General features: G+C 41.0%; 12 protein-coding genes and 1 pseudogene. 6 read left to right on the plus strand and 7 right to left on the minus strand.

All coding sequences use genetic code 11. The annotated features are described in order from the left end of the window. Positions 1–87: 87 nt before the first annotated feature. Positions 88–291 (minus strand): annotated as a pseudogene (locus V7K89_RS23455) (DUF2809 domain-containing protein); the annotation flags it as partial. A gap of 1,097 nt (positions 292–1,388) precedes the next feature. On the opposite strand from V7K89_RS23455, the gene V7K89_RS23460 reads away from it, so the two are divergent. Continuing rightward, positions 1,389–2,759: a calcium-binding protein gene (locus V7K89_RS23460; RefSeq protein WP_335191421.1), complete on the plus strand. Its 1,371-nt coding sequence runs from the start codon at positions 1,389–1,391 to the stop codon at positions 2,757–2,759. 86 nt (positions 2,760–2,845) lie between these two features. Then, the gene (locus tag V7K89_RS23465) at positions 2,846–3,181 is read left to right on the plus strand and encodes a DVUA0089 family protein (RefSeq protein ID WP_335191520.1); all 336 of its coding nucleotides are present in this window, start codon (positions 2,846–2,848) and stop codon (positions 3,179–3,181) included. Positions 3,182–3,570: 389 nt separating this feature from the next. Here V7K89_RS23465 and ilvN read toward each other — a convergent pair whose 3' ends face one another. After that, a complete protein-coding gene (gene ilvN / locus V7K89_RS23470) occupies positions 3,571–4,089 on the minus strand; it encodes an acetolactate synthase small subunit (RefSeq protein ID WP_292867303.1) in 519 nt (172 codons plus the stop codon). A gap of 270 nt (positions 4,090–4,359) precedes the next feature. Between ilvN and V7K89_RS23475 the strand changes: the two genes are divergently transcribed. Beyond that, complete coding sequence (locus V7K89_RS23475; RefSeq protein ID WP_335191423.1) at positions 4,360–4,725, plus strand: BON domain-containing protein; 366 nt, start codon at positions 4,360–4,362, stop codon at positions 4,723–4,725. Between the two features lie 53 nt (positions 4,726–4,778). Here V7K89_RS23475 and V7K89_RS23480 read toward each other — a convergent pair whose 3' ends face one another. The 5 genes from V7K89_RS23480 to V7K89_RS23500 all read right to left on the minus strand — a co-directional run bounded on the left by V7K89_RS23480 (position 4,779) and on the right by V7K89_RS23500 (position 9,044). Further along, on the minus strand, positions 4,779–5,732 hold the full coding sequence (locus V7K89_RS23480; protein ID WP_335191425.1) for an alpha/beta fold hydrolase: 954 nt from the start codon (positions 5,730–5,732) through the stop codon (positions 4,779–4,781). A 141-nt stretch (positions 5,733–5,873) separates the two neighbouring features. Further along, entirely contained in the window at positions 5,874–6,893 is a 1,020-nt protein-coding gene (gene bioU / locus V7K89_RS23485; protein WP_335191427.1) for a (S)-8-amino-7-oxononanoate synthase BioU, read from the minus strand. A 211-nt stretch (positions 6,894–7,104) separates the two neighbouring features. Further along, the gene (locus tag V7K89_RS23490; RefSeq protein WP_335191429.1) at positions 7,105–7,566 is read right to left on the minus strand and encodes a transposase; all 462 of its coding nucleotides are present in this window, start codon (positions 7,564–7,566) and stop codon (positions 7,105–7,107) included. Between the two features lie 129 nt (positions 7,567–7,695). Then, the gene (locus tag V7K89_RS23495) at positions 7,696–8,058 is read right to left on the minus strand and encodes a transposase (protein ID WP_335191431.1); all 363 of its coding nucleotides are present in this window, start codon (positions 8,056–8,058) and stop codon (positions 7,696–7,698) included. Between the two features lie 575 nt (positions 8,059–8,633). Continuing rightward, the gene (locus V7K89_RS23500; RefSeq protein WP_335191522.1) at positions 8,634–9,044 is read right to left on the minus strand and encodes a universal stress protein; all 411 of its coding nucleotides are present in this window, start codon (positions 9,042–9,044) and stop codon (positions 8,634–8,636) included. Between the two features lie 89 nt (positions 9,045–9,133). Between V7K89_RS23500 and V7K89_RS23505 the strand changes: the two genes are divergently transcribed. From V7K89_RS23505 to V7K89_RS23515, 3 genes are all read left to right on the plus strand, one after another. Next, entirely contained in the window at positions 9,134–10,336 is a 1,203-nt protein-coding gene (locus V7K89_RS23505) for a phosphoglycerate kinase (protein ID WP_335191433.1), read from the plus strand. 138 nt (positions 10,337–10,474) lie between these two features. After that, positions 10,475–11,644, plus strand: coding sequence for an AAA family ATPase (locus V7K89_RS23510; RefSeq protein WP_335191435.1), 1,170 nt, complete (start codon positions 10,475–10,477; stop codon positions 11,642–11,644). Positions 11,645–11,658: 14 nt separating this feature from the next. Further along, positions 11,659–12,243, plus strand: coding sequence for a DUF4276 family protein (locus V7K89_RS23515; RefSeq protein ID WP_335191437.1), 585 nt, complete (start codon positions 11,659–11,661; stop codon positions 12,241–12,243). Positions 12,244–12,267: the final 24 nt, after the last annotated feature.

The following is a 12,267-nucleotide window of genomic DNA, read 5'->3' on the forward strand; positions in this document are numbered from 1 at the left end:
TTCTTTTTCCATTTTTTCTAATCTCCGTAGACTTACAGTATGGACAATGCACAGTATGAACCCTCTCCTCATCCCTTTATTATGCAACACCGGAATTTGGATTATCGCTGCCCGACTTCTGAAAAACCAAAATGCGAACAGACACCAAAATATTTCGTAAAATACAGCTGCTCCGTAATCATTAAACCAGTGATGGGCAGGTCCATTATAATACTTAAACAAAAATCCTATCGGTACAACGATAAGCGCAGAAATAATAATAAATATTGTTTGGTTACGGTATCGAAGCATTTTCTATAAACTAAAGACTATGCAAGATTTTAGCAGCGGAACGACTATAAGTCTCGGCTAGGTACTAGAGCAGAAAATATAAGTAAGATTTGGTTGAGGTTTGAATCTCCATTCAAATTTTCAAGAGTCTCCAATTTACGCATTCTGGTTTGGCTTCAGTCCCCTTTCAATCCTACATGGGCTATTGCTCCAAATAGAGATTTGGGATGTATTGATCTATAGGGAAGCAATATATAACATATTTATCACCACATAGCTTGGTGCATAAGTTTTTATCTAAAATTAGTACTTTTCTATCACTTTCGTTAGTACACAATCTGAAATATGTCTTTGAGATCAGCTTTTCTCTATTGACATTTGTTTAGATGGTTTTTGTGAGTATGCATAGACTAGCAAAAACCGCAGAGATCGCTAATTTCCAAAAAAGTATATAAAATTTATGTAAAGCTCAAGTGTTATTAAGCATAAAAATCTTCCAGATATAAATTAATTTTACTTATCTATTTAAAATTATTTCTTTAATAGATAAATGGTTTCTTGTAATTAAACATAATAGTTCTTTAACAAAAGAAATGATTTTGAAACCTAACTTAATGACAAACCCTATCAAGCTAAAAAACTGGCAATATTAACCAAACAAATCAGTAAATTTTAAAAAATATTTAATTTAATGTTTACACACATATATCAATGTATTATGAATCAAATTTATTAAGTATTTTGAAGATTTAGTAAAGAAGTTTGTGTAACCTTGTACTTCATGATAATTAAATAATTACAGTATGAGTTTAAAAAGTTGAAAAAAAACCAAAATATTTGACCTAATTACTTAATCATTTGCGTAATCAATTTAATGGATTATTAGGAAATAAATTATCTGATTTTTTAGGTATGCGTTTCGCTTGCAACCAAGGGCTGGCTTTTCGGATCAGCCTACAGTAAGTAGTTGGATATTTTCTCTTGAAAAGCTCCTAATTAAATTGTTAATGTTTTTTAACATGGAATTACGCAAATGACAAAATCTACATGGAATTGATAAATAGTTATTTGATTGATGCTGAACTTACATATTTAGTAAGAAATTTAGGAGAGATAATATGGCTTTCGGTACTACAAATCCTGACACGATAAATGGGAGTTCGGGAAATGATACGATAGTAGGTTGGGCTAGTGGTGGTAATGCCAATAGTACCTCCGGTAACGATATCTTGAATGGTTTGGCTGGTAACGATTCCCTCGCAGGTGGGACGGCGAACGACAGTCTAAGCGGTGGAGATGGGAATGATACACTTAATGGGGGCACAGGAAACGACACTTTAAAAGGTGGTGCTGGCAGTGACATCTTCAAAGGCAGTCAGGGTAACGACAATATTGATGGTGGAGATGGCGTTGATACTGCAGACTACAGTCAACTAGGTCAAACTATTACCTTGTCAGGTGTTGGAACCATTCAAAAAGCTGGGGGATTGGGAAAAGATCTACTCTTTAAAGTAGAAAAGGTTATTGCTAATGCTAAGGTTGCTAACAACACCATAGATGCATCCCAATCTTTGGCTGGGGTATTTATCACCGCTAACCTGCAAACCCAAAGTTTGTCTGCTAATAAGGTTCCTGGTTTGGGAACATTGTCATTTACCGCAGTCAACTTTGATAATGTCAGCGGCACAAATGGAAATGACAGCATTGTTGGCGACAACCAAAATAACCGATTATCCGGTAATAATGGCAATGACACACTTAATGGTGGTTTAGGTATTGACACTTTGAATGGGGGGGCAGGTGATGATAGTTACGTCGTTGACAATACTCTTGATATTATTACAGAGGCTGCGAATTCAGGCATAGATACCGTCCGGTCTTCTTTCAACTACACACTAGGAGCCAATCTGGAGAACCTGAGGTTGAGAGAAGGTGGCAACATTACTGGGACAGGTAACAGTCTTAACAACTTCCTTTTTGGTAATACTTCTAATAACACTCTAAACGGAAGAGTAGGTGATGATACGCTAGACGGTAGTAATGGCGATGATATCCTCAATGGTGAGGACGGCAATGATAGCCTACAAGGCGGACCGGGTAATGAAATACTCAATGGAGGATCTGGAAACGATATCCTCATCGGTACTTTTCCTGGTAGTCCGCTTCCACCCGGATTAGGAGAAACTGATACCTTAACTGGCGGGATTGGGGCAGATAGATTTATCCTGGGAGACGCTGTAAATATTTTCTACGACGATAACAACAGCGTAAATCCTGGTTTTGGGGACTACGCTACTATTACTGACTTCGACTCTAGCCAAGATCGAATTGAACTCAAAGGATCTTTACAGGACTATCGCCTGCAAGTTGTTGGCAGCAACACACGAATATTCTCAGACAAACCGGGAACAGAACCAGATGAGTTCATCGGTATTGTGCAAGGGGTAGTGGGTCTCACACTTAATAGTAACAACTTCACTTTTCTATGAGCAGGAAAACACTGGATAAACTACAAACAATACACTTGCCAACCCTGAAGGATTAGGTTGCTTATCATTAGGCTCAAACGTTAATCATTTCAGTCCAGTTAGCAACAGTTCAACCGGAGGGCAATCCCGATTTCGAGTTTTTTACATTTTCTTTAGCAAATCCAGGAACTATCACTATTAAGACAGTGACATCAGGAGATACAGTTCTGGGACTGTTTGACGATATTAGGATTAGGAATTTACTGCAAACGAACGACTATAGTAGCGGTAGCAATTCGTCATTAATTACCAGTTCCCTGAGTGCAGGTACGTACTACATTTCAGTGAGTAAATATGCTTTCTTACCTGAAGATGGCGGAACTTTCTCTGTTAGCAGTTCTAATCCTGATTTTTCTTATACACTAGGAGTCAGTTTTGCATAAAAACATTGTCAACTTAAGTGCGATCGCCTAATCCTGACTTGGCAGTGGATAATGTGTAAGGCGATCGCGCTTTTTGGTCTTATATTAGTTCAAAAGCCTCGGTTCATCTGAGTTATAATTCTGACGGCTGGTTTAATTGCAATTCTATGAAAGCTATTAATGCAAGCATAAATTTATAGGATATGGTAACTGAAAATCATCAATTAGACAGCGAACTAACCCTACACGACTCCTCGCAATCTCCCTTAACCGTTTGCGCGATCGCCAAAATTGAAGGTTAGTTGGATATTTCTTTTTTTTGCTAGTCCCTAAGCAGAAGTCATAGTAACAATTGCCACTATGACTTCTGCTGCGTTTGAGTATTTATGAGTCTTGATTTAAATTCCCAACTAAACCTTTGCTTCCAAAGATTTGAGTAACTCGGTATTCACACCCGACTCACGAGTCAGGGCAATTTTGCCAGTGCGGGCGATTTCTTTCAAACCAAATTTTTGTAATACTTGCACGATCGCTACCATTTTACCTGGATCTCCCACAACTTCTAAGGTGAGAAAATCTTCCGCCACATCCACAACTCGCGCCCGGAAAATCTGAGACAATTCGATTACTTCTGAGCGATTGCTGGTACTAGCATTCACTTTCAAAAGCATCAATTCCCTCTCCACACAAGGGGTTTCAGTAATATCCTGGACTTTTAAGACATTGACTAACTTGTATAGTTGCTTGGTGAGTTGCTCGATCACGCGATCGTCACCAGGGACAACCATTGTAATTCGGGAGACTCCTCCTTGTTCAGCAGGACCAACAGCAAGGCTTTCAATATTAAAGCCGCGACGCGCAAATAAACTAGAAATGCGGGAAAGAACACCCGCCTCATCTTCTACGAGAACTGAAAGGGTATGTTTCATCTTCGCCAACAGAGGCTAGAGCAGGAATTGAGCAACGCAGACACTAGCAAAAAGCAACGCTAGACCTACTACCGCACTAAATTTTCAGTGCGACCTCCTATTGTAAACTTAAGCGTTGCACTCATTGCATTCTCAATTGAGAAATTGTTTAGAAATCCTACCGCAAGCAAAAATTTCGTTGAACGTATATCTTTTTGTTGACAGATGCAGCATTTGTTGCAAACCTTTTATACTCAGATTTGATAAGCCTCTAATAGGAGACAAGGTTTTATGGGTTGGTTACAAAGATTGTTTGGATTGGAAAAACCTCAAAATGCAGAAGTAAATCCGGCCCCACAGGCTGTACAGGAAGCTCCTAGTAGTGAGGTTGCTAGTGCTACGCAATCAATACCTCCAGAACGTCTAGGATTAAGCGGAGAATATGACCAAAGTGGTTTAGCAAAGCGGGTAGCGTTGGCATTTGATGAAGATCCCCAACTCGACGATGTTAATACCCTTTGGGTGGCTCAGACGGGTAGCACTGTAGTGTTAAAAGGTAAAGTCCCCAGTCAAGAAATTCTCAACAAAATGATTTCTGTGGCGCGTTCTGTAAATGGTGCTACAGATGTTGACACTGACCAGGCGACGATTGGCTAGGTGTTAAAGGATTTAAAAGTATTGCTGATGCGATCGCTCCCATTGCATAACATTTAAGGAACAACCAATGGTTGGCGATGCCTGCGGCGGGCTTCGCCTACGCCAACCCATCTTTCAATCCAATCTAAAATCGCTTGGTTAACTTGTTCTGGACATTCATCATGAGGACAATGCCCTACATCTTCCAGATTTAGTAGTTCCAACTTCTCGTTATATTGGGCAAATTGGCTAGCTAGAGCTGGCGGAACAAACCGATCTTTTTGTCCCCAAATTAAAAGCATGGGAATTGTTAAGGTTGGTAATACCGTCTTTACACTAGGACTAAAATTAATTCCGATCGCCGCTTTGAACAAAGCACTAAACGCCCTCGCAGAACCTCGGTCTTGGGGAGGTTCTGCTAAAATTTCAATCAGTTCATCGGTAATCGCTTCTGGGTTAGCGTAGGCGAGACTAGCCCAGCGACGCAGCACCCCAGGACGGCGCACGAAGTTAAACACAGGTTTAAGTATCAACGGTGAAGCGACAACATTTTTAATTGCTCTAACAAGTGGGCGCAGCACAACAGGAATTGCTTCTTGTTCTAATGACGGATCTGGTAAACTCATCATCACCATACCCAGCAGCATATCCGGGTGGGCGGCGGCGGTGGCCAGCGATATCAGTGAACCGTTGGAATTGCCTATTAATATCGCTGGTTGACGGATAAATGTTTTCCAGAAATCGTAAACCTGCTCAACCCAGAGTTCAATGCTGTAATTAGCTGCGGCTTTTTCAGAAGCGCCAAAACCTAACATATCTATGGCGTAAACTGTGTGATGCTCACCCAACACCTCTAAATTATGTCGCCAATGACCAATGGAAGCGCCAAAGCCATGTAACAGAATTAGGGGTGTTGTATTGTGGTGATTTTGGCTAGGGCGAATGTAAGTATAACGCGTTTGCCAGCCACGCCAAATCCAATCTCTTTGATTACCAACCCGTTCCTGCCAGTGTACCGTAGTGGTCACACTTACCTCCGATTTATCAGCACTGAAATACCATTATAAGAATTGGGGATTGGGCGGGATACAGAGGGGAAAACTCTTTTTCCTATTCGTCTTCCCCATTTTCTATTTCCCATGCCCCATGCCCCATGCCCCATGCCCTATTTACCTAACAAATTGAGGCATAATTTCGGCAGCGGTGAATATTCCATAGATGCCGCGTTGGTGCAATTGTCTGCCAGCTTTGAGATAACCGAAAGCAGGGCCACAGACATTGGCTGCCATGCTGGTTTCATCTCCCAGAGTAAATGTATGGGTAGAAATCTTTCCTTCAAAGGTACGTCCTGTTACCTTCACATTGGTGCTGAGGGGCTTTTTGGGATTGCGGGTATCAACTACGCCACCAACTGTAACGCGATCGCGCCCTACTATCCCGGCTATCTCTAACATTACATCATCAGCGTGTTCCATATTTGTCAAGGTCAGCACGCCATTTGTTTTATCTAGTAGTGCTTCTACTTGGGCGTCAGTCATCGCCCTCGCAATTTCCACGGTGTAACCAGGCATGTGGCCGATGTCCTCCCGGACAGTGGCGCGGTAAGCTTCCCAGTTAGCAATTCCCACCCCAAAAGTAATTTCAACATGATGAATTTCGGCGTAGCTTTGGGCGGCTAAAGCTGCTGCTGCTGTTAACAGTCCAGGTGTAGCACCACATCCTGTCATGTATGTAATGCCGGCTGCTTGCAGTTCATCTTTCATCGCTAGGAGTTGTTCTACAGCAGTGGTGCGTTTAATTGCATCTACTAATACCCCATGCCAACCAGATTTGATAAATTCCTTGGTGACAGTGGGAATAAAATCATTTGGTAGATTAGGTAAAGCCAAAAAATACCCATCTACTTCAGCTATTTCGATTAAATCTTCAATACTTTGATTTGTTAATGTACCAATTGGCTCTAAATAACCCACCGAACCTTGGGACTGATAGATTGCAATGGATTCTTCAGTATTTAAACCGTCAGCTGCATAAGCGTAGCCTTTATGATCTGCTGCTGCAACTAAAATCATTTCTCGTTTGCCAGCAACTACCTTAGCGGCTGCTTGTCCGAGTCCGCCGAAACCCAGTACTCCCACACGTATCGCTGGCGAAATATTTAGAGAATTTTTGATTTGTTCAGAATTCATAGTCAATTCGTTAAGTTGAATCAAAAGCCTTGATTATTCGGCATCTCAGCTTCCGGCTGGTAACTGGTGGCTGATGGCTGATAACTCAAAGCTATAGAGATTAATTATGATTCATTATCCTGGGTTCTTTGGCTGGATATTGCAGATATTTATCTGTGAGCGATCGCTTTTGAGTTTTTTGACTGAAAATATACCAGATTTACAGCAATTTTCAGGTAAATAGACCACAGTGACTGAACCAACTGAAGGCATGATCTTCGGTAATGTAATTTACAGCAAGAGCCATTGCTTGGTCAAGTGAATCAGGAGTACGTGCCTCACAGGAACAAAGGAATTGCTTCAGTTTCGATAAACATTGCTCAATAGGTGATAAATCAGGAGAATAAGGCGGCAAAAACTTGACTTTTGCACCGACGGACTCAATGGCAATTCTGACACGCTCGGCATGATGAACCTTGAGGTTATCCATGACTACAATTGCCCCTTTCCATAGCTGAGGCAGTAAGACCTGGGTCACATAAGTAAGAAACACTTCAGTATTTGTACTTCCTGGTACAGTCATCGACGCAATCAGTTCATCGATGTTCAAAGCGCCAATCAAAGAAACGTTGCCACTCTTGCTTCTGGGGATACTACCCACGGCTCGTTCGCCATCAACGGCTCTGGCGACCAAGCCGCGCAGCGATTGACAAATTTATTCCCGCTTCATCGACAAATATTAAATTTCTGACATCAATCTGATCTAACCAACGCTGATAGTCATGTCTTAACTCTTGCACTCTGGGCGTATCTTGCTCGCTGGCTAACGACGCTTTTTTTTACAGCGTAAGCTTAATTTTTCTATCGCACGATGCATTGTCGTGATACTCACCCTAATCCCTGTCCTTTCTTGATAGCGAACGCATAGTTCTCTCAACAACAAATCATTTTTCTCCTCAACCAGAGATTGGATAAGCGATAGATGCTCGGTTTGAATTGTTGGCTTTTGGTATCCTCCACGCCGTTTGGCTTCAATTTGTCCACTTTGGCGATAATGACGCAACAGATTTCGCACAAATGACAAACTGACCTTGAATCTTTGAGCCAATTGACGTTGAGACCCTTCCTTTGCTTCCCAAGCTTTAATCACGCGACGACGCAAATCACCTGAGTAAGATACTGGCATCGAATCTAACAATTACTTTACTCCCAGTTTACCCTAGTTTGTGGTTCAATTACCTGAAAATTGCTGTAAAGCAATGGTCGCAACTGGCAACCTAGAACGAAAGCTTAAGAATACTGACTAAACTTGACGCTTTGACAAAATAGAGTTTCTGGGGCGATGATGCAAACACTCATCAAAGCGATCGCTTAAAATAATTTGTAATTAATAATGACCCTCAATAGCGTCTCTTAGTTTTTATTCATATTTCTTTTCTCTTGCCTTCTCTTATAAATTATTGGCAACAGAACCATTTCAAGGTTTTAATTCACTTGGTTGTAGTAATAGTTTGGTTAATTGTTTTTGGAGGAATTAGAAAATTAGATAATAATCAAAAAATTCAGAACACTAAGGTTTAAGGAGGCAGGAGGCAGGAGGTAGGAGTAGGAGTCAATAATGCTTGGTTAAGGCTAAAACTTGATGCCTGTATTTAGCACCACTAAATCTGGGACAACCTTCCTCAGCCCCGTTTTTCCAACAACCGCAGAACTTTTTATTAGCGATCACACCACAAATCTACTAGTATAGAGTAACACACTCTAAGGCACAATCAGCACTGGGCAAGGTGAAAGGTTAATCACGCGACTTGTAACACTATCATCCGCTCCCTCTTCAGTCAAACCTAGTCCGCGACAGCCCATGATAATTAAATCTGCCCCGATTTCATCAGCAACATCGCAGATCGTAAAAGCTGGTTTGCCTCGCCTTTCCAGGATTTCAGACTGAATTCCTTGCCCAGAAAATAAAGATTGGGCATTTTCCAGCAGTTTAGCAACTACCTCTGGCGACACCATCGGATCATCGGCACTAGGCGCATCTGGAAGCGGTTCTTCTACCACAGACAGCAGCACCAAGCGACTGCTGTACTTTTTAACTACGTTGGTAACAACATCAGCAGCTTCTCGCGTTTCCCGGCTTTGATCGATAGGAAATAATACCGTCTTAAATATATCTGTCACTTGGGTACCCCTGACTCCGGTAAAATCTTGATGGTTCTACTTTCAAAACAATAACAAAAAGGCAATCAGGAGAGTTTGGTGTGTCCAAAAAAAGTTTAGCAAGTTTATCTTCGGCTGATATCTCTGGGAAACGTGCCTTAGTGCGGGTTGACTTTAATGTGCCTGTGGACGATCAAGGCAACATTACTGATGATACTCGCATTCGCGCTGCTCTACCAACCATCCAAGATTTGACGCAGAAGGGAGCTAAGGTCATTCTCACCAGCCATTTTGGCCGTCCCAAGGGTGTGGATGATAAATTACGCCTAACTCCCGTTGCCAAGCGTCTGTCTGAGTTACTCGGGCAAGAAGTCATTAAAACTGATGACTCCATTGGCGATGATGTTGCAGCGAAAGTTGGCGCGTTGCAAAATGGCCAAGTGCTGTTACTAGAAAATGTACGTTTTTACCCAGAAGAAGAGAAAAATGACCCAGAATTTGCGAAAAAATTGGCAGCTAATGCTGATTTTTATGTAAATGATGCTTTTGGTACTGCACACCGCGCTCATGCTTCTACAGAAGGCGTGACTAAATTCCTCAGCCCTTCTGTAGCTGGATATTTGGTTGAAAAGGAATTGGAATATCTGCAAAACGCCATTGAAAATCCCCAACGTCCTTTGGCGGCAATTATTGGTGGTTCCAAAGTTTCCAGCAAAATTGGCGTAATTGAAACGTTGCTGGAGAAGTGCGACAAGCTGATCATCGGCGGTGGGATGATTTTCACATTCTACAAAGCCCGTGGTTTGAATGTTGGTAAGTCATTGGTGGAAGAAGACAAGCTAGAACTAGCGAAATCTTTGGAAGCTAAAGCTAAGGAACGGGGCGTTACCTTCTTGTTACCCACGGATATCGTATCAGCAGATAAATTTGCTCCCGATGCTAATGCGACAACCGTCAGCATTGAGAACATCCCTGATGATGGTATGGGTTTGGATATTGGGCCAGACTCAGTAAAAGTTTTCCAAGAAGCCCTTGCAGATACCAAAACAGTAATTTGGAACGGACCAATGGGTGTGTTTGAGTTTGATAAGTTTGCGGCAGGTACAGAAGCGATCGCTCATACCCTCGCCGAAATCGGTAAAACTGGCACAACTACCATTATTGGCGGTGGCGACTCAGTAGCGGCTGTGGAAAAGGTTGGTTTAGCCGATCAAATGAGCCACATTTCCACTGGCGGCGGCGCTAGCTTGGAGTTACTTGAAGGCAAGGTATTGCCTGGAATTGCAGCTTTAGATGATGCTTAAGAAAATTAGCTCTTAAGCTACTGAAAAAAATCTAGTAGTTTTTGACAATTGTAGTAAGGGTGCGGTATACCGTACCCTTACTGTATTTATTAGCATTTTTGGCAACCATACCACCAAAATTGTGGAGGTGAAAGTGTAATGGCAAGAATTGAAGAAATTTCAGTCAAAAACTATAGGGTTTTGCAAAATATTACCCTAAAAGATATCAAACCTTTTTCCGTTTTTCTTGGCCCTAATGGTAGTGGTAAGACTACTTTTTTTGATGTGATAGGTTTTCTTTCAGATTGCCTTACTACTAATGTTCGCAAAGCCTTAGAAAAGCGAGGAAGATTTCAAGAAGTTATCTCCCGTGATTGTCAAGATCAAGAAATTGAAATTGTCATTAAGTATCGGGAAGATAATAAATCTCCTAAAATAACCTATACAGTTGCTATTGCTTTACAAAATGGAGCGCCAATTGTTTCAAGAGAAACTCTCAAATTGAAGCGCGGTTCTCATGGCAAACCATTTGATTTTCTGAAGTTTGAAAATGGTGGAGGTGAAGTAATTAGTGGTGAAGAGCCAGAAATTAATGACAAAAGAATTCACTATCAAATGGATGACCCTAGTTCCCTGGCTATTAAAACTATAGGTCAATTATCAGATAACCCACGCATTGCTAGTTTGCGCCGTTTTATTGAAGAATGGTTTCTTTCTTATTTCATACCAGATCAAGCTCGTCAGCTAGGGACTGCTGGTGCAATGGAACATCTTTCTCGTGAAGGAGACAATATTGCCAATGTAGTTCAATACCTTGCTGATGAACATCAAGAAACTTTATCCAAAATTTTGAAGTTACTGGCTAGCCGTGTTCCCCAGTTAGAAAAAGTGGAATCGGAGCAAACAATTGATGGCAGACTAGCTCTTTTATTTAAAGATGCACCTTTTAGTAAACCATTTTTAGCAAGGTTTTCTTCAGATGGCACACTAAAATTACTAGCATATTTGATATTATTAAATGATCCTAATCCTCCTCAGTTACTTTGCATTGAAGAACCAGAGAATGGACTGCACCATCAACTTCTTGATTCTTTGAGTGAGGAAGCTCAGGCTTACTCGCAACGCGCACAAGTATTTATTTCTACGCACTCCACATTTTTTGTTAACACAATAAAAGATGCTAAACAACTCTGGATTTTCCAACGTGATGATAATGGTTATGCAACTGTTAAAAGGGCTGATAAAATCCCTGATACTAAATATTTTATAGAATCCCAAGCAGGTTTAGGTGATCTTTGGTCTGAGGGGTATTTTAGAGAACTAGCTTAGTAGTAGTAGCAATTATGCATATAGAGTTTTTAGTAGAAGAACCTTCAACTGAAGTTGCTTTAAATTTTATTGTTCCGAAAATCATAGGTGATACTCATACGCTGAAAATTCATAACTTTCAAAATAAAGATAGACTTTTAAAAAGACTGCCTGAGCGGATGAAAGCTTATGCTAACTTTGTGCCTGATGACTGGCGGATCGTGATTATAGTAGATGAAGATAGATGTGATTGCCAAGAATTAAAAAGGAAACTTTGTGATGCTAGCAGTGTTGTGACTAAACACAAAGGAAATATTGTTCTCCATAGAATTGCTGTAGAAGAACTAGAGTCATGGTTTATAGGTGATGTGACAGCAATTAGGGCTGAATATGAAAAGATTCCTGTTTCTTTATCCCAGCAAGCCAAATTTCGGAATCCAGATACTATCAAAGGTGGTACATGGGAGCAACTAGATAAGATACTAAAAAAATATGGCTATGAGACAGGTTTACAAAAAATCGACTTTGCTGAGAAAGTTTCTCCGCACATGGATGTAGAAAACAACCTCTCTAAAAGTTTTCAGATTTTTCGAGATGGACTAAGAAATATCATAAAATAAAATTTATCCGCCAGGCACTTGCTT

Source organism: Nostoc sp. (assembly GCF_036917515.1).
Taxonomy (GTDB): Bacteria; Cyanobacteriota; Cyanobacteriia; order Cyanobacteriales; family Nostocaceae; genus Nostoc.

Coding starts and splice junctions, on each gene's coding strand:
- V7K89_RS23460 (WP_335191421.1), top strand. CDS start 1,389: ATGGCTTTCGGTACTACAAATCCTGACACGATAAATGGGAGTTCGGGA.
- ilvN (WP_292867303.1), bottom strand. CDS start 4,089: ATGAAACATACCCTTTCAGTTCTCGTAGAAGATGAGGCGGGTGTTCTT.
- V7K89_RS23475 (WP_335191423.1), top strand. CDS start 4,360: ATGGGTTGGTTACAAAGATTGTTTGGATTGGAAAAACCTCAAAATGCA.
- bioU (WP_335191427.1), bottom strand. CDS start 6,893: ATGAATTCTGAACAAATCAAAAATTCTCTAAATATTTCGCCAGCGATA.
- V7K89_RS23495 (WP_335191431.1), bottom strand. CDS start 8,058: ATGCCAGTATCTTACTCAGGTGATTTGCGTCGTCGCGTGATTAAAGCT.
- V7K89_RS23510 (WP_335191435.1), top strand. CDS start 10,475: ATGGCAAGAATTGAAGAAATTTCAGTCAAAAACTATAGGGTTTTGCAA.
- V7K89_RS23515 (WP_335191437.1), top strand. CDS start 11,659: ATGCATATAGAGTTTTTAGTAGAAGAACCTTCAACTGAAGTTGCTTTA.